Raw genomic sequence first — 20,265 nt, 5'->3', positions numbered from 1 at the left:
TCTTCATGTTATGCAGGGTTTTGGTTTAAAATTGGTTTATAGTACGTGTACTGGTATAATCTATTTATAGTAAACAGTCTAACAACAAGACGCCGGCAAGCCCTATTACAGCTACCATGCTTTCCATTACCGTCCATGAGCGAAGTGTTTCCTTTACTGATAACCCGAAATATTCTTTGCATAGCCAAAAAGCTGTATCGTTTACATGCGAGCCAAACAAGCTGCCCGCTCCGATAGCCAACACCAGTAAATTGGTATTTACGCCCGCATGATGAGCTATCGGGAACAACACGCCCGCGGCGGTTACACCAGCCACTGTAGCCGAGCCGAGGCAAATTCGTAAACAAGCCGTCGCCAGCCACGCCAACAACAAGGGATGCATGGCGCTGCTGACCAATATACCGGCCAGGGTATTGCTTAAGTGGCTATCTGTAAAGACCTGCTTCAGTGCACCCGCGCTGCCAATGATGAGCAATACCATGGCTATATCTTTTACAGCACACACATAACCGTCCATTATTTTTGCTAATGACCTGCCTCTACGCAAACCAAGCGTATACGTACTTACAGTTACGGTGACCAGTATGGCAATAATTGGTTCGGCGAGCCATTCAGACAAACTCTTTATCAAAGGATTATCCCTAAAAAGCACGGGCAGCAAATGGGCCAGGCAAATCAATACTACAGGTAAAAGAGATGACAGTATGCTGTTAACAATACCCGGTAGTTCTTGAACAGGCAAGGCGGCCGAACTATGGGTAAATTGCAAGCCATTAGGTCCTATCTTTTTGAGGGTAGCCGAGAACATCGGTCCCGCAATTATTATAGCAGGAATAGCAATGATCAGCCCATAGCCAAATGTTTTTACAACATCGGCACGAAAAACGCTAATGAGTGTCATTGGCGAAGGATGAGGCGGTAAAAAGCCGTGCATTACCGATAGCGCCGTGAGCATAGGCATTCCCACATACAACAGCGGCAAACGATAACTGGAAGCAACCGAAAAAATGATAGGCACCAGCAGTATGAACCCAACATTATAATACAAAGGGATGCCAACAATAAAGCCTGTAAGGGCCATGGCATAGCTTACATATCTGGCACCAAACAAATCATGCATGAAATGGGCTATCCGCTGTGCGGCACCGCTTTCGGCAACCAATTTACCCAGCATAGCACCTAATACAATAATGATCGCTACCGAACCTAAGGTATCGCCCAGTCCTTTATTTATGGATACGATAACCGCTGTAAATGGCATGCCGAAAAAGCAGCCCGCCAACAGTGCTACGATAATAAAGGCAAGAAAAGCATTCACTTTTGCCCATGTTATCAGCGCTATAAGCAGTAAAATACAAAGGATCAGTATTAATATCGTCATTTACAATCAGGTTAATTTAATGCGAATCGCGGGTTACAACAGATCCTGAATTCCCAATCAGGAAATCCAGATCGGCTCCTTTATCAGCTTGCTGCACATGGCGCTGGTACATAGACACGTACCCCCTATCGGTATGATAAGCAGGTTTTTGCCATAACAATCGCCGCCTTTGCAGTTCAACTTCATCTACAAGCAGCTCTATTTTTTTGGCCGGTACGTCAAGGCATATCAGGTCCCCGTTTTCAACAAGTGCCAAGTTGCCGCCGATGGCTGACTCCGGTGAAACATGGAGCACAACTGTACCGTATGCGGTGCCACTCATCCTTCCGTCAGAGATCCTTACCATATCTGTAATACCTTTATCCAGCAGTTTTTTTGGCAGTACCATATTGCCAACTTCGGGCATGCCGGGATAACCTACCGGCCCAACATTTTTAAGCACCATCACACAGGTTTCGTCGATATCAAGTTGCGGATCGTCAACCCTTGCGTGATAGTCTTCAATAGTTTCGAAAACCACTGCCCGACCAGTATGCTGCATCAGCGATGGCGTTGCCGCCGAAGGTTTAATAACCGCACCATTAACGGCGAGGTTCCCTTTTAAAACAGCTATACCGGCCTCAGGGATAATCGGGGTATTATATGCTGCGATAACTTCATTATTATAACATATACCCTCGTCTTTGATGTTTTCCGCGTGCGATTTACCCGTTACGGTTATTGCGCCCATATCCAACTCATTGCTCAGTTCTTTCAAGATCACCGGTAACCCGCCTGCGTAGTAAAAATCCTCCATCAGGTATTTTCCGGAAGGCATGAGGTTGAGTAACAAAGGTATTTTGCTGCCCAGCCTGTCAAAATCGTCGAGGCATAAGTCTACGCCAATACGTCCGGCAATTGCAGTAAGATGGATAATGAAATTGGTAGAGCCGCCTATTGCCGCATTTACTTTAATAGCGTTTTCGAAAGCGGCACGGGTAAGTATTTTGGATATCGTCAAACCTTCTTTTACCATTTCAACAATACGCCTGCCTGATAACTGCGCCAGCACTTTTTTCCTTGAATCAACCGCCGGGGTAGCCGCGGCCTGCGAAAGACACATGCCCAGCGACTCGACCATACAAGCCATTGTTGAGGCGGTACCCATTGTCATACAATGGCCCGCACTTCTCGACATGCAGCTTTCGGCAGCAAGGTATTCGTCGTTAGTTATTTTACCGGTTTTGAGGTCATCGGTTAATTTCCATACCGCCGTGCCCGATCCGATATCGGTGCCACGATATTTACCGTTCAGCATCGGACCGCCTGGAACCACGATAGTGGGTAAACCTACGCTGGCCGCGCCCATCAGGGTAGACGGCGTTGTTTTGTCGCAGCCTGTCAACAGTACAACCCCGTCTATCGGGTTGCCGCGAATTGATTCTTCCGCATCCATACTGGCCAGGTTGCGGAAAAGCATAGCTGTAGGTTTAAGTAAAGTTTCACCTAAACTCATGATAGGAAATTCCACCGGGAAACCGCCGGCCTCATACACCCCGCGTTTAACCGCTTCGGCAAGGTCCCGTAAATGTGCATTGCAAGGGGTTAGCTCCGACCAGGTGTTGCAGATCCCGATGACCGGTCTTCCGTCGAAAAGGTCGGTAGGCATACCCTGGTTTTTCATCCAGCTCCTGTATAAGAACCCCATTTTACCTGTTTTTCCAAACCAATCGGCACTTCTGAACTGTGACATTTTATTTTCTTTTATAATTTTATTTAATTGATATCGTTGCCCTGGTACAATTATTTGCCCACCAGGTTTGTAAGTGTTCCTATATTGCTTATTGTAATACTAATCACATCGCCGTAGTTAAGTGTGAAAGAATCCGGCGGCACTATACCGGTACCTGTCATCAGGTATGCACCTGCGGGAAATGACATCTCCATAAACAGGTAACCGGCAAGCTCCTGGTGCGTACGCTTCATCCTGCTGATCAATATGGTGTCGGCAAATACCTGAACATTATCTCTCACTATTTCAATTTGAATTTCGGTGTCAGGCGGGATAGCTGTTCCCGGCACATAAAGACACGGGCCAACCGCGGCGGCTCCGTCGTATGATTTAGCCTGAGGAAGATATAAGGGATTTTCTCCTTCGATATCTCTTGAGGACATGTCATTGCCAATCATATAACCCTCAATAGTCCCCGCGCTGCAAATGAATAATACCAACTCAGGCTCCGGAACGTTCCATTCCGAATCTTTCCGGATGCGAACCGTTCCACCGGGGCCAACCGCACGGGATGCAGATGATTTAAAAAATATCTCAGGACGTTCGGCGCTGTAAACCCTTGCATAGAAATCACCTCCACCGGCATCTTTAGATTCTTCCATCCGGGCATCTTTGCTGCGCAGATAAGTGACACCCGACGCCCAAATCTCCTGGTTGGCAATGGGAGCGCTTATGTTTTCCAGATGATGAGCCAACGAAGAGTTGGATGCAATACTTTGGAGGTCTTTTAAAACCTCGCCGTGCAATGCCTGTCGGTTTATAAAATTGTCCCAGTTCCAATCCGGCGAACTGTATAACAGACCGGCGTATTTTACAATAACTTTATCGTTGGTTTTAAATATATGCATAGCTATTTATTGCTGTCCGGCGTTTATGCGGCAGTTATTTCGTTATCAAAAAAATGTAACAAATCGGTTACTTGGTTATGTACAAAGAATGCTAAAGCAAATCGCTTAAGCTTCCAAAAAAATACAGCGTTGATTTTTGCACAAAAAACTTAGCGTAAAACCCAGTGCCCTTTCATTTCTCAGCAGGATTTTGCAAAGCAGCCTTGTGCGCCGGACCGGGCTTTTTTTTGTGCCAGTAAGACGCCAGTAAAGAACCTGTAATATTCATGAAAGTTGAAAAGATGACCGGGGCAAGGCCGAGCGTAGCGATTTTTCCCATCCCTTTGGCAAGCCCGGCGGCCATACCCCCGTTTTGCATCCCTACTTCTATAGCGATGGTACGACAGTCACGTTCTTCCATTCCAAATGCCTTTGCCGACCAAAAGCCAAGCAAATAGCCCCCAATATTATGCAGCAGTACCAATACCGCCAGCAATAGGCCAACTTTAAGCAGGCTTTCTCTCCCCGCGGCTGTTATAATAATAATGATACAGATAATCCCTCCCATGGATATCATGGGCATTATCCTTTTTAGCCATATACTGCGTGTTTTGGCTATTGAAGAAAACAGCACACCCAAAGCAATAGGTATCATGACCATCTTAAAAATATCCGCCACCATTAACCAGGGGGCTATTTTAATAAGCGGACCGGCAAGTAAATTCATTAAAAATGGTGTCAATACCGGCGATAGCATGGTGGAAATGCTGGTTATAGTAACCGAGAGCGCCAGGTTTGCCCTCGCCAGATAGGATACCACATTGGATGCCATGCCGTTAGGGCAACAACCGATCAGTATAATGCCGGCCGCTATCTCGGCAGGCATTCCGGTTAATTTTACGCTGAGGGTTGCAATACTGAAGCCAAGTAAGGGCATTATAATAAAATGGCTCACCACCCCTATGATGATTCCCCCGGGCGATTTTAATACGCCGAGAAAATCCTGGTAATGCATGGAAGTGCCCATACCAAACATGATGAGCTGTATTAGCGGAATAATAAGCGTAGCATATTTAAAATTGCCATAACTGATAAAAAAACCAGGATAATAAAGCGCCATAGCGGCAGCTCCGAAAATCAGTACCGTATATGCAAAACTTTTGGTTTTTGGGGAGGAACAAAGGCTTATGGCAAGCAGTACAAAAAATGTAAGTACATAAGGCCCGGTGTGCTCCAAACCTTTAGAAAGCATGATTAATACCGCAACCAATGCAGCGATGGTTAACGCGATGGTAACTTTGTAAAAAAATTTCATACCCGGCATTGATCAAGCAAAGAAAGGGACTCCGGGCATCGCGTATTTCTTCAACCCTTCCTCGTTGATCTCAACACCCACTCCGGGCTTATCAGATAGCACCAGGAAGCCTTTCTCAATAAAGGGTTTATCATAGTGCACTATTTCCTTCCATTTTGGCTCGGTATCGCTCAACGTTTGCCATTCCAGGATATGGAAATTGGGTACTGAGGCGCAAACATGCGCGGTTGCCATGGCGCCGAGAAAGGAGCCTACCATATGCGGCGAAAACGGCACATAATATAAATTGGCGAGGTTAGCTACCCGCTGCCCTTCACCAAGCCCTCCACATTTTTGAAGATCGGGCATCACAATATCAATGCCGGCTTCCGAAAGCAGCCTGGTATAACCGTAAGCGAGGTAAAAATTCTCGCCGGCACAAATAGGCGTAGTTGTTTCCTGCGTTATTGTTTTGTATACATCAATATTATCTGCCGGAATAGGTTCTTCCAGCCACATTAAATTAAGAGGTTCCATCATTTTTGCAACCCTGCGGCCGGTTGTAGCATCGTAACGGCCGTGCATATCCACACAGATATCAATATTGGGCCCCACTTCTTTCCTCACGGCGGCTATGGCATTATACATCCTGTCGAGCTCAGCATTACTGGCAGTCCAGTTATAACGGTCGAATTTATTCGGGTCGCGGGCATCGTCAATATCAAATTTCACAGCTGTGTATCCGCGGTTAACCGCGCCGCGGGCTGCCTTAGCGTAATCATCAGGCACAGGGTTTGTGGCTGTGTATAATTCTGTATCGCAATAAACACGGCATTTATCGCGATATTTGCCGCCTAATAACTGGTAAACCGGTACACCCAAAGCTTTGCCTGTAAGGTCCCAAAGAGCCGCCTCTACCGCGGTGAGCACGGCCACAAACATACCTGACTGCGCCCCGGCAAAAAAATGAGCTTTCCTGATCTCCTCCGCTATCCTGTTTGGATTTAAGGGGCTCCGGCCTTTCAGCATCCATTCCAGCCGTTTAACCAGGTAATAAGTTCCCGCTATGGCGTCAACTCCTTCGCCCGAGCCCCAGATGCCCTGATTGGTGTATATTTTTACGAACAGCCCGCCACCCGCATAAGCACACTTAACTTCCGTAATTTTAAGATCAGAAGGGGATGATGCCTGCGGGGTGCGTTCTTTGGCATCTATCAGCCCTTGCCCAAATGTTTTGTTTAATGGCGATGCCAGCACGGCGGCGCCGGCTAATACAGTTTTCGAAAGAAAGCTGCGCCTGTTTTGATAGTTTGACATAGTTTATATTTTGTGATAGAATGTTTACCAGGTCCGGTTTTTCAGGATGTTTTGAATCTGCTCTTTAGGTACCGGCAATTCATTTATGTGCTGGTTAAGCCATGCAGAAAAATCTTTTTCAATGTCAGCGCTCCAGCGGGCATCTATTTGCCCGGCTGTGTATTTACCTTCTTTTAACCGCAGGTGGCCAAACATATCCCTTAACCTCACCACTTCTGAGGTGGTTACCACTTTCTCGGCCAGGTGCGGCGGGATAAATATCACTACGCCATTCTCGCCCAAAACCACATCTCCGGGCATCACAGTGGCTTGTTTGATCCGGGTGGGCTGATTGATGCCAACAATCATGGTGTTCAGGTCGCCGGGCGGGTTATGGTACGATGGATCATAACTTTCTACAAAGGAGGTAAAGCCGCCAATCTCTTTTAACCCCCGCCAATCCCTTACCGCGCCGTTATAAACTATACCGTTACCGGTTTTCGCGTAGATGGCATTGCCCACATTGTCGCCAATAGTAGGTCCGTTTTTGTGGGCGCCAAACTGATCGGCAACATATACATCTCCTTTTACCAACAAGTCTACAGGCCAGGTGTTTTGCCCTTTTTTTCCCTGGGTTTTGCCCCTGTTATCAATTGCTTTCCATACATCGGGGCGTGCAGGCATGAAGGTCGCGGTTACGGCACGTCCCACCAAAACGCTGTCGGGATTTATCACCAGCCAGTTTTCGGTTAACTGGTATCCGTAGCCGGCATTTTTAAGAACAGCCCAGGCTTCTTCAATACTCACCTGCTTCATCCGAGCCAAAATTGCATCCGGCACCCTGGGGCGGCCATCGGCAAAGCGCTCACCTTTCCACTCCGGAGTAAGGAATATCAACTCATCCCTGGAAATTTGCTGCGCGAAGGCGTTATGAAAAAACAAACAGCATTGCAGCAATGCAATACCCGCTACACGGCAAAGAAGAAAACATTTTCTCATCGTAATAGATTTAAAACGCACACTATTAAGGGGAGTAGCGGCTTTGGTTTTGGTTGTAACTGGTTATAATACTTACAAAGTATCATAATATTTAACCCGGAAAATACCATTAAAAAACAGCGTTGGTTTTTATACAAATTTTAGTTTTGTAATGTGTAAACTTGCTTTCAATGGGCGCCCTCTGTTGGATGCCCGATAACCGTTGCAGTACAGAGGTGGCAGCAACGTATACCAATTATTATACTGAATGAATCAATTGATACTTCAGCAGGGCATATCTAAAGAACTTATGCATTTTCCGCATATTCTGGAGTTTACCCACAAAAAGAACAATACTATCCAACTCAACTCCTTTAACAGTAACGTTACGGACTGCATTTGCCTGTATTATATTTTAGAGGGAAAATTCAGCTGGGTGATTGATTTACAACAACATACGTTATACCCGGGCGATTTTGCCTTAGTATTGCCCGGGCAACGCATTGGCGGCGAAACGGGAATATTAAATATCGGCGCTCTGTTTGGGTTAAAGATCTCTGCCGAAGATTGCGGGAAGATATTGCTGGGTAAATGGAGCGGGCTTACTAAAAAGGAAAAACTATCCATCAACCAGATTTTGCTTGTAAATAAGCAACAGCTTGTTTTGAAACTGAAAGAAGCGCAGGTTTTAATGCATAATTTACAACTTGAATTACAAAATGAGGAAGTAGGCTTTTACACACGTGTGAACCAGCTGCTCGACGAGCTTTTTGTGTTGGTGAGCAGGCAGTTGATCAGGCAAAACAATTCCAGGAGAGACTTCCCTCAAACATTCCTGAAGCTGGAGCAAACGTTGCGGCAAAACCTTGCCCATCAATGGACGGTGGAAGAAATGGCTGCGCTAATCGGCATGGGGACTACAGCATTTACCGAAAAAGTAAAAAACTACTCCGGCTTTTCACCTCTGAATTATTTAATCAACATCAGGATAACCGAAGCCACCAAACTGCTTAAAAAAAACGAGGTAAATGTTACCGACATAGCACTGAGCACAGGATTTTATTCGTCTCAGCATTTTTCTACAACCTTTAAAAAACTTACCGGGTACACCCCAAGCGAGTTCAGAAAAAAATAAAACACCAGATCATCAGTTATACGTCATGAATTGTATTATCATCATAGAAATGGGCACAGACGCAGTAAAGGTCTTCGCCTTTGATCTTTCCGGTAACTTAATCAGTTCGTCAAAGGGGCATTATCCCACCTTTCATGAACAACCCGACCATAGCGAACAAGACCCTGAGCAGATGTTTATTACAATGCTTTATATTTTGAAAAATCTTCTTAATGAAAAGATCTACCCTAAAAAATATACTGTAACCTGTATTTGCTTTGGCTCGTCAATGCATAGTTTGCTGGCAGTGGATAAGGATGGCATACCATTGGGCAATGCTATCACCTGGGCGGATAACCGGGGCAAAAAAGAGGCGGCTGAGCTTAAGCAAAGTGACTTGGGTAAGGAGATTTACAGAGCCACCGGAACGCCCATTCACCCGATGTCGTCATTAATAAAAATTGCCTGGATGAAAAATCACGACCCTGAAAAATTCAGGCTGGCAAAGAAATTTATGCCTATAAAAACCTATATCATTCAGCAACTGACCGGCGCATGTGTGATAGACTACAGCATAGCCTCAGCAACCGGGCTGATGAATATCCACAATTTAACCTGGGACGAAGCCGCACTAAAATTTGCGGGGATCACACCAGAGGAGCTTCCGGACCTGCATCCGGTTTTTTACTCGGGCGTAACATTAAAAAAAGAATACCAAAGGGTTTTGAAACTGTCACCAACGGTTAAAATCCTGATCGGATCAAGCGACGGATGCCTGGCCACCTTGGGTGCCGGCGTGTGGGAAAACAGTATGGCAACGATTACCATTGAAGATAGCGGCGCGTTCCGGATCATTGGCGATAAAATAATAGAGGACCCTAAACAACAGATTTTCAATTACCTGCTTACCGAAAAACATATCATCACCGGCGGCCCTACAAGTAATGGCGGTGTGATATTCAATTGGTTTGCTAAACAATTCGGTGATTTTACCGAAGCTTTTGATATCGATCAATCAATGGAAATGTTGATAGAGGAAGCCGCCGGTGTTGAAGTGGGGTCGGGCGGGTTGATCTTCCTTCCCTTCCTGCATGGAGAACGGGCCCCGATCTGGAACCCAAATTCCAGGGGGTGCTATTTTGGCGTTAATATCAGGCACGAGCGTAAACATTTTATACGGGCTACCATAGAGGGCATTTTATATGAGATGTACAGTATTGGCCGTACCCTTGAACCGCATCGGCATATTGAAACTCTGTCTATCAACGGCAGCTTTGCATCTATACCGTTTTGCGCTCAAATCATCGCAGATCTGTTCAACAAGCCGGTCAGCACAATTAGCCATGCAGACAGCATAGGCATGGGTGCTTTCCTGCTAAGCGCTACGGAAATGGGCATTTATCCCTCTTTAGAAGAAGCCTCCCAAACGGTAACCATGCACCAAACCTATCTGCCAAACGCCGAAAATCATCAGGTCTACGCACAATATTTTAAAGTATTCGAAAGCCTGATAACAAAAGTCGCTGATGAATTTGACGCTATTTCTGATTTGCAACAACGGTATAGTCAATAAATTAACAAGGTGGCCGGGGCCGCGCTGGGATTGACACAGTTTATTTTACAGCCCCGGTTTTAACTCAACTTTAGGATATTTGAAACTGTTAGTTACCTTTTGTTTTTAACTCCAAAGTGGTTACCACTGAATCGAGTTTTATTGTGGCTAAGTCAAGACTGATACCCGTTGAATCCTGATGAAATTTAACTTTTTTACCATGCAGTACCCTGCAACGTGTAATAATTTGTTTAACAGGCGGTAATTTTATGATAGTATCTCCCGCCGGCATTTTCAGCACGTGGATATATATTTTATCCCCCCTGCTTGCGGCCCCGTAAAAATCATCAACAGGTTGAAAAGGTCCCGGACGCGTTTGATATATGCTCTCGCCATTTTTTGCTAACCACTGCCCCACCTCTCTCAGGCGATCCACATGAGCAGGGGGAATAACACCGTCCGGATCCGGCCCAACATTTAATAACATATTTCCACCGCGGTCAACGGTATTAACAAGCATGTTTATAATCTTTTTCAGCGGCATCAATCGCTGAGCCTTATTGTATCCCCAACTGGTTTCATTAAGGTTCAAGCATTTTTCCCATGGAAAGGGAATAATAGGTCCTTTAACATCCGCGCCACCTTCGTCGGTCTGAAAATCTCCCACCATTCCTGATCTTGGATTAATGACCACATCCGGGTTGTAGCTACGTACCATAGCATTAAGTTTTAACGGTTCCCAAAACCAGGCTGCGTCGGCATCGGTACCTTTATGCGCCAGCCAGCCGCCATCGTACCACAAAATATCTATTTTGCCGTAATTTTTCATTAGCTCTTCTACCTGCCCATATGTTTGTTTCTTGAGCAAGGCAGCATTGTCGGGAAGCCCCTTAGGGTCGAAATAACCAGGAAAACGCCAATCCAGAGGAGAATAATAAATGCCTACATAGAGGCCAGCTTTACGGCACGCATCAGTATACTCCTTTACAAAATCACGGTGAGCGGCAGTTTCCCAACTATCAAAATGTCGGTAACTTGAGGGGCTGTTCCAAAGGGCAAAGCCATCATGATGGCGGCTAACCATTACCATATATTTCATACCTGCCTCCTTGGCTACCTTCGCCCATTCTGTAGCGCTAAAATGCCTTGGATTAAACTGATCAGCTAACCTCGCATATTCCTCAGCCGGTATCTTTTGATTAAACATGGTCCATTCACCCGTGGCCGGAATCGCATATAGGCCCCAATGTATAAACATCCCAAATTTCTGATCCTCCCACCATTGCATCTTTTCGGGCAGAAGGTTAGAACCAGGACCCGATACACCCTGCCCTGCACCCTTTAATGCAGGGTACACCTTACCTTTTTCCATTGATTTTCTTTCTGCGTCGCTCATTTGCTGGCTCTTTACCATAAAAGAATGGCTCAAAAGTGTTAGCAGCAAACAAGCTGCCTTGATCGTGGTTTTTCGGTTAAGCATAATTAGGGTTTTCATACAGTAACAATTCAGGCAAATAGCGATGGTTTAAACCTTTTGCATTATAATAAACCCGACGTTTTTCAGGACGGTTTAATAATTCAAGGTATACGCCACGCTAAATTAATTAAAGCCAGCGACGCAGAATTACCTAAACCAGACTTTATTTTATACAAAAACGACCTCCGGCCGGTGTCCTTTCCGGCTCTGCAAAAACTGATCATTTCCGATATCTAAGCGTTTTTGCCTGGTTACAATGCAAAACCATTGCCCATCTCCAATAGAAAATGAAGTTGTCAAGTGTAAGAAAATTTATATTGATATATGAGCCTTAGATTACATTACATTTATTAATTTGCCTGGCTCCGATCTGTTCAATATGATTGCTATTATAAATATCATTTTCTGTCTCTCTTTCCTGGTCTTCGCTTACCTTAACCTGAACGATGTCGATCCGTGGCTTTGGGTACCAATATACCTTAGCGCGGCTGTATGTTGCGGCCTGGTAGTTTTTCACCTGGTTTATCCGAGGTTGTATCTATGCCTGATCGCGATATACCTTGTTCACGCAGGCACCATTTATTTTTCTAAAGATGGTGTACGCGACTGGATAACGAAATATAACAGGCCAAGTTTGGTAGAAACAATGCAGGCAGACAAGCCTTATATAGAAAAAACCAGAGAGTTCTTTGGCCTGCTGATCATTGCCGGCGCATTGCTGATCAATTATATCGCGGCCTGAGCAACATGGATCGGCCAACCCTGATGATTTGAAGATATGTTCACTTATGATATAGAAAAATTTAAGCCTCTGCTTACAGATCTCATTGCAAGACATGTAAGCCAGGATGCCAAAGACTGGCTGCTGGCCCAGGGGAATCACGCTGCGTCTGCAGCAGCATTTAACGCTGCCTTCGCTGCTTTGCCGCGTAAGACGGGAAAAGCGCCGGTCAATGCCGGTCCTGAAAATGAAGCCGATTTATCGGCTATCCGTAAAGATTTTTCGATCGCAGGATGGTCGGTTGACAGGCTTGCCAGGGTATGGCTGTTATTAACGCTTGACACCACCGATAAAGACCGTTATCAGCGGAGTATCGAGAACTTATTCTTAGCTGCTGAAATGAACGAGTTAGTGGCTTTATATTCGGCTTTGCCTCTGCTTGCTTACGCCCCGATATGGGTGCAACGCTGTACGGAAGGTAACCGCAGTAATCTGGGCGTTGTGCTCGAAGCAATCATGTATCACAACCCCTACCCAGCGGAAAACCTGCCCGAGCCGGCCTGGAACCAAATGGTGCTAAAGGCACTTTTCACCGAAAAAAAACTGGAACTGATCACGGGATTGGACCAGCGTGCTAATGCCGGCCTTGCACATACATTGATCGATTACGCGCGAGAGCGCTGGTCAGCCGGCCGAAGTACTGATCCTATGCTATGGCGATTAGTAAGTCGCTTTATGGATGACACGATACTGCAGGACATCCGGGAAGGATTACCGGGTTTAAGCGAACTTGAAAGGGAAGCAGTGGCATTAGCTATTGCCGAAAGCAGCTTTCAGCCCGCAAAAGAGTTGTTGAAAGTTGGTTCTTTAAAAGTGGTGACCGGCGGAAAAACGAGTTGGAACGAATTTATTAACGATACAAAAAATTAATTTGGGGATATGTGTTGCAGCAATTTTGAAAACAGAGAGCAAATACCTGGCGAAAAACCAGAGTCATTTGACATAACCGCCGTAAAAGGTATGCGGTTTTTTGACCCGCATGTACATATGACATCCCGTACAACAGATGACTACCAGGCTATGGCTGATGCGGGCGTGGTGGGGCTGATAGAACCGGCTTTTTGGCTGGGACAGCCGCGGACGGGCATTGACAGCTTTCGCGATTATTACAGCAGCCTGGTTGGCTGGGAAAGATTTCGCTCATCGCAGTTTGGCATTAAACATTATTGCACCATAGGGCTTAACTCCCGCGAGGCAAACAATGAAAGCCTTGCAGAACAGGTGATGGAAATACTTCCGCTGTTTGCTTATAAAGAGGGAGTTGTGGGTATCGGTGAAATAGGTTTCGATGACCAAACCGCGGCTGAAGAAAAATATTACCGCTTGCAACTGGAGCTGGCCAGAGAAGCCGGCCTGCCGGTACAGGTCCACACCCCGCACCGCGACAAGAAAAACGGCACACGCCGTAGTATGGACATCGCGATAGAACATGGCATCGATCCTTATAAGGTCATTATTGATCATAACAACGAGGAGACCGTCAAGGAGGTCCTTGACCGGGGGTTTTGGGCCGCATTCACAATTTACCCCTTCACCAAAATGGGTAATGAGCGCATGGTGGAAATCGCCAGGCAATATGGCCCGGAGCGGATCATGGTCAATTCGGCTGCAGATTGGGGCATCAGTGATCCCCTGGCTGTGCCCAAAACTGCTGCACTAATGAAAATACGCGGTATCAGTGACAAAGATATCCAATTGATCACCTACGGTAACGCAATTATCGCTTTTGCCCAAAGCGGACAGCTCGATGAAACTGATTTCGCCGCGGTGAGGAACGTTGATCAAAGCGTAAAATTTGAAGGTAACAGTATATTGCGCGGCGGCCAGCAACCGAGAATCGATAAATCATCCATCATCATTAGCTAATCGTGATCTTGAGGAAACTGTACATTTATCTTCAGCTCATGCGGCCCGCAAATATTGTTACTTCGATCGCAGATATTCTGGCGGGGATCGCTATTGCCAGTGCCCCAGGTAGTTTAGTGGAAAGAATCTGGCCGGCCGCCCTCCTGCTTTGCCTTTCCACAGCTTGTCTCTACGGCGGCGGTATTGTTTTTAATGATATTTTCGATGTGGAGACTGATAAGATTGAACGGCCTGAAAGGGCCATCCCCTCAGGCAGGGTTAGTTTACCGGAAGCTTCAATGCTCGGGACGTTGTTGTTAAGTGCAGGTATCCTATTGGCGTTTCTCGTTTCGGCGGCATCGGGTATGCTCGCGGCAGCTATCGCGCTCTGTGCACTGCTCTACGACAAGTTTGGCAAACATCGTCCCTTTTTCGGGCCGCTTAATATGGGGATGTGCAGGGGATTAAACCTGTTGCTCGGAGTCAGCATAATACCGGATGCGCTCAACCATTGGTCAATGTTAGCATTAGTGCCTGTGGTTTACATATTCTCGATCACCCTGACCAGTCGTGGCGAAGTTCATGGGGGCAAAAGGAACAACTTGTATATAGCGGCATTTTTGTACGCCGCGGTCATCGCCTTTATCAGCTACTTTTCGTACGTTAATAACCGGCTGCTATGGTCACTGCTTTTCATCTTACCCTTTACCTGGATGATATTCAAACCGTTGCTCATAGCTATAAGAGAGCCAATCGGCAAAAATATTGGTAATGCCGTAAAGGCCGGGGTGATCTCCCTGATATTGATGGACGCTTCCTGGTCTGCCACATTCAGCTCACTTACATTCGCCCTGATGATCGCCTGCCTTTTACCGCTCTCGTTGTGGCTGTCGAAAACCTTTGCAGTCACCTAATTAATTTCAATAACAATAGATCTTCCCCCGATGGAACATTTGCAACAGAACTTCAGCGTAAAATATAATTATAACGTCTTTTTTACTTCGGCTTTATTCGCAAAGGATAATCCCCTTCTGAACGGTTTTCTGACAAACGCTACTACTTCAGGCGCGTTAAGGAAGATCCTGTTTGTGGTCGATCAGGGGGTTGCCGACGCCCACGAGCATTTATGCTCTGATATCAGTTCTTATTTTCAGGCGCATACTGCTGTTCATCTGGTGCCCGAGATCTTGCTGATACCCGGCGGCGAGTACGTAAAAAATGATGAACGCTATTTTGATATGATCCTCGAAGCGGTAAATAATTACGGTATAGACCGGCATTCATACATCGCCGTAATTGGTGGCGGGGCCGTATTGGATATGGCAGGTTATGCTGCTGCAGTAGCCCACCGGGGAGTAAAGCTTATCCGCATACCAACAACTGTGCTGTCTCAGAACGATTCAGGAATCGGAGTGAAGAACAGCATCAATTATTTTGGGAAAAAGAATTTCCTGGGCACATTCGCACCACCTGCCGCTGTTTTTAATGATGACCAGTTTTTGACCACCCTGACCGACCGAGACTGGCGTTCCGGAATATCCGAAGCTATCAAAGTTGCCCTGATCAAAGACCCTGTTTTTTTCAACTGGATAGAACAGAACGCACCCGCCCTCGTGAGCCGCGACGCGGCGGCAATGAATTACCTGATTTGGCGCTGCGCGCAGCTGCACATGCAGCACATTGCCGGCGCCGACCCCTTTGAAAGCGGCTCATCACGCCCTTTGGATTTCGGGCATTGGAGCGCGCACAAACTGGAATATCTCAGCAGTTTCGACGTTCGACATGGTGAAGCGGTAGCCATGGGGATAGCCCTGGATACGGTTTATTCCTGCCTTTGCGGCCGTTTAACCGCGGCGGACAGTGAGCGCGTGGTAAGCCTGATCCAAAACTTAGGTTTTGAAATCAGCCATGGGCTCTTAAAGATCAGCGGAGATGACAGCCCATTATTGCAGGGCCTGGAGGAGTTTCGCGAGCATTTGGGCGGAGAGCTCACTATTACGTTACTCAATGCTATTGGCGAAGGTGCCGAGGTGCATGAAATTGATACCGAGCTTTTGAAACAAGCGAGTATTGAACTATACAACCGGCAACTCGAACTTCAGCAAACGCAAATTTAAACAATACAAACATCTGCCCTCATGAAAATAAATGCAGCGCACCTGACCTATTGTACCAATATCCATCCCGCGGAGAACTGGCCGGAAACTTTCGGGGCTCTGAAAAACCATTTCCCGGCAATCAGGGCTGCCCTTGCGGGGAAGGAACAAATGGGTATTGGCCTGCGCCTTTCTAATATGGCCAGCCTCGGTTTGCTGGCAGAGGAAGATAACTTAGCGGAGTTCAAACAATGGCTGTTTGATCATGATGCTTATGTTTTCACGATGAATGGTTTCCCCTATGGCGGTTTCCATAACACCGTAGTTAAGGACGAAGTGCATACGCCGGATTGGACAACAGTTGACCGCGTGGATTATACCTTGCGCCTGTTTCATATATTGGGCGAATTACTTCCTGAAGGTTTGCAGGGAGGGATTTCAACCTCGCCCTTAAGCTATAAACCATGGCATGCGGCCGGTGAGGCCAGGAACAAGGCAAGGGCGATCGCCACTGAGAATATTTTAACGGTGGCGGCTGCACTTTTTAAAATACACCGCTCGGCCGGGGTCCTGATGCACCTGGATATCGAACCCGAGCCGGATGGCTTCCTGGAATCAGGCCGGGAGTTTATAGATTGGTTTGAAAACGACCTGTTGCCGCGTGGTATTTTATTGCTGGGAGAACAGTTTGGCCTGTCTCCGGCTGATGCAGAAGAAGCTGTCAAACAGCACATTAACCTATGTTATGACGTTTGCCATTTTGCCATCGGCTATGAGGAACATGAGTGCGTCATTGATGAACTGGCCGCGAAAGGTATCCAGGTAGGCAAGATACAAATCAGTGCTGCCTTAAAGGCCCATCTTCCGACGGATCTGGCAATGAGGGACGAGGTGACCGACGAGCTTGACAGATTCAACGAGCCAACCTATCTGCACCAGGTGATCGCGAAAACCGCAAATGGAGAATTGATCCGCTATCCCGATTTACCGCAAGCCCTGGCAGATAACCAGAACCCAGCAGTCAATGAATGGCGTGCGCACTTTCATGTGCCTGTTTTTGTTGAGGATATGGGTGTGGTGCAATCAACACAAAACGATATTATCAGGGTGCTCAACAAATTCAGGAACGCTGCTTTTACACAACACCTGGAAGTGGAAACATATACCTGGAGTGTATTACCGGATGAGCTGAAGGCCCCCTTAACGCAATCGATCATCCGGGAATTGGATTGGGTTAAAGCGCAAATATCATAAGAAAGAAGCCAATTATGAATAAAACGGTAGTTATCGATGTAGTGGGTTTATCCACGTCTCTGATCGGCGAGCATACGCCATTTCTTAAATCTTACATCAAAGGCAGACATCTGACGCATATAACGCCTGTATTGCCTGCTGTTACCACCGCCATGCAGTCCGCCTACGTCACCGGCAAATTTCCTGTTGACAATGGCATTGTAGGTAATGGGTGGTATGACCGCGCGGATTGTGAAGTAAAATTCTGGAAGCAATCAAATAAACTTGTGGAGGGACAGAAAATATGGGAAAAGGCCAAGAGCGAAGATCCATCTTTCACGAGCTCGATAATGTTTTGGTGGTACAATATGTACTCCTCTGCGGATTACTCCGTGACGCCGAGGCCAAACTACCTTGCGGACGGGCGAAAAATACCGGATTGTTACTCGGAGCCTGCCGGCCTGCGTGACCACCTTCAGGCGAAGTTGGGGCAGTTTCCGCTTTTTCAGTTTTGGGGGCCCGGCGCCAATATCAAATCAAGCCGTTGGATAGCTGACGCTGCAATGGAAACAGATACGCTGCATGACCCGACGCTAACACTGATATACCTGCCGCATCTGGACTATTGCCTGCAAAAATTCGGTCCGGATTTACCGGTTATTGCCAAGGACCTGAATGATATTGATAAAATTATCGAAGATCTGGTTTCGTTTTACAGAAAAAAAAATGCCGAGATCATCATCCTTTCCGAATATGGCATCTCCCCGGTGGATCACCCGGTTCATTTAAACCGGGTATTGAGGCAAAACGGCTTGTTAGGCATCAGGATTGAACGTGGACTGGAGATACTTGACCCGGGCGCTTCAAAAGCCTTTGCGGTAGCTGATCACCAACTCGCTCATGTCTACATCAACGATGCGAGCGTAACGGCAAAAGTCAAAGCGCTGCTTGAAGCCGTGCCTGGTGTTGAACGGGTGCTTACCCGGAAAGAGCAGGCCGCATATCACATCAACCATCCCCGGGCCGGAGACCTCGTCCTGATCGCTGATGAGAGAAGCTGGTTCACTTATTATTTTTGGCTGGATGATGCGCTTGCCCCGGATTACGCGCGCGTAGTTGACATCCATAAAAAACCGGGTTATGATCCTGTTGAGATGTTTATGAGCTCAAAGCTCCGCGCCGGCTACAAGTTGCTGCGCAAAAAGGCTGGTTTCAGATATGTGATGGATGTCATTCCCCTGGACGCCACCCTGATTAAAGGCTCTCATGGCCGGGTGGATGTACCGTCAGAATATCAGCCTGTGATCATTACCGATAACCCATTGGAAAAACAGAACCTGATAGCGACCGACATTCATGATATCATCTGGAGGCACCTGAAAAATTGATTAGGTAAGCTGGCCCTGTATACTGATTGCCGGTTGTTCAAATGATCATCCTGCCATCCGATATGGTCCTTTTTATTAACTGTTCAATATTACAAAAGCAGTTATTCAAAATTCCACCACGCAGCCTGTTTGAGGGGGCTGCCTAAAGTGTAAGGCTCCCCAATACGCGGAACATTTAGTTCGACACCCAACTCCTTTGCTGCAGGCACAAGCCTTTTTATCGGTTCGTTCCAGGGCTGGTTAGCTTCAATAAACTTGGCCCAGTGAATAGGCTGTAACAAACGGGCTTGCAGGTCAGCCGCAGCCTGTGCGGGTTGCCCTAACCACAGGTGCGTCCATGGCCAATTGGGGCTATACTGCCCGCATTCCAAAAACGCCAGATCAAACGGCCCGAATTGCTGGCCTATTTGTTTAAAATGCGGCCCGTACCCGCTATCGCCACTGTAAAACAGCCTATAACTGCCAATCTGAAAAACGTAAGAGGCCCATAATGTTTTATTCTCATTCTTATACGTACGATTGCTGCGATGTTGGGCTGGGGTGGCGGTAATCCGAATACCACCGGACAACGTAATCGATTGGTTCCAATTAAGTTCGATGATCTTTTTAGGGTCAAACCCCCAGTATACCAGATCAGCGCCTACCCCCATCGGCACAACAGCCATTTTAATACGGTTCTTTAATTTTTTCAAAGTCCGATAATCCAGGTGATCGTAGTGATCATGAGAAATGATCAGCGCATCTATTTGAGGCATATCATCGGCGTGATAATGCTTTGTACCCGGGAATGCGGTAATCAATCCGGGCACCGGTCCCGCATGATTGCTAAAAACCGGATCAATGAGCATATTAAACTGCCCGCTTTTTATTAGTAAAGATGAATGTCCAAACCAAACGATCGTAGGTGCAGGAGCAGCTAATGAATTCAGATCAGTTTTAATCCATGGAAGTGCACGAGAAGGCCTGATGGTTTCAGGACGTTTGCTGAGGAAAAGAAATTTACGTTTGACCGTGGAATCAGAAAGTTCAGCCAGATTTATAAAAGCTCCATTTTTATAATTTGGTAAAGAATCCAACCGGGTAAGTTCTTCGCCATCCGGATTTCTACCCAAAGATTTAACTACACCGCAACCGCCGACCGTCGATAATAACAGTGCAGCCAACACAATTCCCAAACACGCTCTTTTCATGCACTAAATGATGAATGTAACGTTAAAAAACAACATTTATTT

General features: G+C 46.6%; 17 protein-coding genes. 9 read left to right on the top strand and 8 right to left on the bottom strand.

Annotated elements, in window-relative coordinates; genetic code table 11:
- Positions 1–64: 64 nt before the first annotated feature.
- The 6 genes from ACEN82_RS09395 to ACEN82_RS09370 all read right to left on the bottom strand — a co-directional run bounded on the left by ACEN82_RS09395 (position 65) and on the right by ACEN82_RS09370 (position 7,568).
- Positions 65–1,381 carry a gluconate:H+ symporter gene (locus ACEN82_RS09395; RefSeq protein WP_413318601.1) on the bottom strand — a complete coding sequence of 439 codons (1,317 nt, stop codon included), beginning with the start codon at positions 1,379–1,381 and terminating at the stop codon, positions 65–67.
- A gap of 16 nt (positions 1,382–1,397) precedes the next feature.
- The gene (locus tag ACEN82_RS09390) at positions 1,398–3,113 is read right to left on the bottom strand and encodes an IlvD/Edd family dehydratase (RefSeq protein ID WP_413318603.1); all 1,716 of its coding nucleotides are present in this window, start codon (positions 3,111–3,113) and stop codon (positions 1,398–1,400) included.
- Positions 3,114–3,163: 50 nt separating this feature from the next.
- Positions 3,164–4,000: a fumarylacetoacetate hydrolase family protein gene (locus ACEN82_RS09385; RefSeq protein ID WP_413318605.1), complete on the bottom strand. Its 837-nt coding sequence runs from the start codon at positions 3,998–4,000 to the stop codon at positions 3,164–3,166.
- Positions 4,001–4,172: 172 nt separating this feature from the next.
- Complete coding sequence (locus tag ACEN82_RS09380) at positions 4,173–5,294, bottom strand: bile acid:sodium symporter family protein (RefSeq protein ID WP_413318607.1); 1,122 nt, start codon at positions 5,292–5,294, stop codon at positions 4,173–4,175.
- A 12-nt stretch (positions 5,295–5,306) separates the two neighbouring features.
- Positions 5,307–6,590 (bottom strand): mandelate racemase/muconate lactonizing enzyme family protein, encoded by a 1,284-nt coding sequence (locus ACEN82_RS09375; protein ID WP_413318609.1) that lies wholly within the window; start codon positions 6,588–6,590, stop codon positions 5,307–5,309.
- A gap of 24 nt (positions 6,591–6,614) precedes the next feature.
- Positions 6,615–7,568, bottom strand: a complete 954-nt coding sequence (locus tag ACEN82_RS09370) for an RraA family protein (protein WP_413318611.1) — start codon at positions 7,566–7,568, stop codon at positions 6,615–6,617.
- A 247-nt stretch (positions 7,569–7,815) separates the two neighbouring features.
- On the opposite strand from ACEN82_RS09370, the gene ACEN82_RS09365 reads away from it, so the two are divergent.
- Positions 7,816–8,682, top strand: a complete 867-nt coding sequence (locus ACEN82_RS09365) for an AraC family transcriptional regulator (RefSeq protein WP_413318613.1) — start codon at positions 7,816–7,818, stop codon at positions 8,680–8,682.
- A 25-nt stretch (positions 8,683–8,707) separates the two neighbouring features.
- A complete protein-coding gene (locus ACEN82_RS09360; protein ID WP_413318615.1) occupies positions 8,708–10,234 on the top strand; it encodes a gluconokinase in 1,527 nt (508 codons plus the stop codon).
- Between the two features lie 88 nt (positions 10,235–10,322).
- Here the strand turns inward: ACEN82_RS09360 and ACEN82_RS09355 are convergent, their stop codons facing one another.
- Positions 10,323–11,708 (bottom strand): alpha-L-fucosidase, encoded by a 1,386-nt coding sequence (locus tag ACEN82_RS09355; protein ID WP_413318617.1) that lies wholly within the window; start codon positions 11,706–11,708, stop codon positions 10,323–10,325.
- Positions 11,709–12,069: 361 nt separating this feature from the next.
- Here ACEN82_RS09355 and ACEN82_RS09350 point away from each other — a divergent pair, with 361 nt between their 5' ends.
- Genes ACEN82_RS09350 through ACEN82_RS09320 form a run of 7 tightly spaced genes read left to right on the top strand, consistent with a single transcriptional unit; the run spans position 12,070 to position 19,033 of the window.
- On the top strand, positions 12,070–12,432 hold the full coding sequence (locus tag ACEN82_RS09350) for a transmembrane 220 family protein (RefSeq protein ID WP_112653740.1): 363 nt from the start codon (positions 12,070–12,072) through the stop codon (positions 12,430–12,432).
- A 36-nt stretch (positions 12,433–12,468) separates the two neighbouring features.
- On the top strand, positions 12,469–13,341 hold the full coding sequence (locus tag ACEN82_RS09345; protein ID WP_413318619.1) for an EboA domain-containing protein: 873 nt from the start codon (positions 12,469–12,471) through the stop codon (positions 13,339–13,341).
- Between the two features lie 9 nt (positions 13,342–13,350).
- Positions 13,351–14,337 (top strand): TatD family hydrolase, encoded by a 987-nt coding sequence (locus ACEN82_RS09340; protein WP_413318621.1) that lies wholly within the window; start codon positions 13,351–13,353, stop codon positions 14,335–14,337.
- Positions 14,338–14,345: 8 nt separating this feature from the next.
- On the top strand, positions 14,346–15,230 hold the full coding sequence (gene eboC, locus ACEN82_RS09335; RefSeq protein ID WP_495644103.1) for a UbiA-like protein EboC: 885 nt from the start codon (positions 14,346–14,348) through the stop codon (positions 15,228–15,230).
- A 30-nt stretch (positions 15,231–15,260) separates the two neighbouring features.
- Entirely contained in the window at positions 15,261–16,433 is a 1,173-nt protein-coding gene (locus ACEN82_RS09330; RefSeq protein ID WP_413318625.1) for a 3-dehydroquinate synthase, read from the top strand.
- 21 nt (positions 16,434–16,454) lie between these two features.
- Positions 16,455–17,666, top strand: a complete 1,212-nt coding sequence (gene eboE, locus ACEN82_RS09325) for a metabolite traffic protein EboE (protein WP_413318627.1) — start codon at positions 16,455–16,457, stop codon at positions 17,664–17,666.
- 14 nt (positions 17,667–17,680) lie between these two features.
- Positions 17,681–19,033, top strand: a complete 1,353-nt coding sequence (locus ACEN82_RS09320; protein WP_413318629.1) for an alkaline phosphatase family protein — start codon at positions 17,681–17,683, stop codon at positions 19,031–19,033.
- A gap of 101 nt (positions 19,034–19,134) precedes the next feature.
- Here ACEN82_RS09320 and ACEN82_RS09315 read toward each other — a convergent pair whose 3' ends face one another.
- Positions 19,135–20,223 (bottom strand): MBL fold metallo-hydrolase, encoded by a 1,089-nt coding sequence (locus ACEN82_RS09315; RefSeq protein WP_413318631.1) that lies wholly within the window; start codon positions 20,221–20,223, stop codon positions 19,135–19,137.
- Positions 20,224–20,265 lie beyond the last annotated feature (42 nt).

The sequence above is a fragment of the Mucilaginibacter sp. Mucisp73 genome (genome assembly GCF_059491465.1).
Note: the sequence above shows the minus strand (reverse complement) of the source record. Positions and strands in the feature narration are given on the sequence as shown.

Bases quoted from the DNA above. Each gene is read 5' to 3' on its own strand.
- ACEN82_RS09395 (WP_413318601.1), bottom strand. From the start codon at position 1,381: ATGACGATATTAATACTGATCCTTTGTATTTTACTGCTTATAGCGCTG.
- ACEN82_RS09390 (WP_413318603.1), bottom strand. From the start codon at position 3,113: ATGTCACAGTTCAGAAGTGCCGATTGGTTTGGAAAAACAGGTAAAATG.
- ACEN82_RS09385 (WP_413318605.1), bottom strand. From the start codon at position 4,000: ATGCATATATTTAAAACCAACGATAAAGTTATTGTAAAATACGCCGGT.
- ACEN82_RS09380 (WP_413318607.1), bottom strand. From the start codon at position 5,294: ATGAAATTTTTTTACAAAGTTACCATCGCGTTAACCATCGCTGCATTG.
- ACEN82_RS09375 (WP_413318609.1), bottom strand. From the start codon at position 6,590: ATGTCAAACTATCAAAACAGGCGCAGCTTTCTTTCGAAAACTGTATTA.
- ACEN82_RS09370 (WP_413318611.1), bottom strand. From the start codon at position 7,568: ATGAGAAAATGTTTTCTTCTTTGCCGTGTAGCGGGTATTGCATTGCTG.
- ACEN82_RS09365 (WP_413318613.1), top strand. From the start codon at position 7,816: ATGAATCAATTGATACTTCAGCAGGGCATATCTAAAGAACTTATGCAT.
- ACEN82_RS09360 (WP_413318615.1), top strand. From the start codon at position 8,708: ATGAATTGTATTATCATCATAGAAATGGGCACAGACGCAGTAAAGGTC.
- ACEN82_RS09355 (WP_413318617.1), bottom strand. From the start codon at position 11,708: ATGAAAACCCTAATTATGCTTAACCGAAAAACCACGATCAAGGCAGCT.
- ACEN82_RS09350 (WP_112653740.1), top strand. From the start codon at position 12,070: ATGATTGCTATTATAAATATCATTTTCTGTCTCTCTTTCCTGGTCTTC.
- ACEN82_RS09345 (WP_413318619.1), top strand. From the start codon at position 12,469: ATGTTCACTTATGATATAGAAAAATTTAAGCCTCTGCTTACAGATCTC.
- ACEN82_RS09340 (WP_413318621.1), top strand. From the start codon at position 13,351: ATGTGTTGCAGCAATTTTGAAAACAGAGAGCAAATACCTGGCGAAAAA.
- ACEN82_RS09330 (WP_413318625.1), top strand. From the start codon at position 15,261: ATGGAACATTTGCAACAGAACTTCAGCGTAAAATATAATTATAACGTC.
- eboE (WP_413318627.1), top strand. From the start codon at position 16,455: ATGAAAATAAATGCAGCGCACCTGACCTATTGTACCAATATCCATCCC.
- ACEN82_RS09320 (WP_413318629.1), top strand. From the start codon at position 17,681: ATGAATAAAACGGTAGTTATCGATGTAGTGGGTTTATCCACGTCTCTG.
- ACEN82_RS09315 (WP_413318631.1), bottom strand. From the start codon at position 20,223: ATGAAAAGAGCGTGTTTGGGAATTGTGTTGGCTGCACTGTTATTATCG.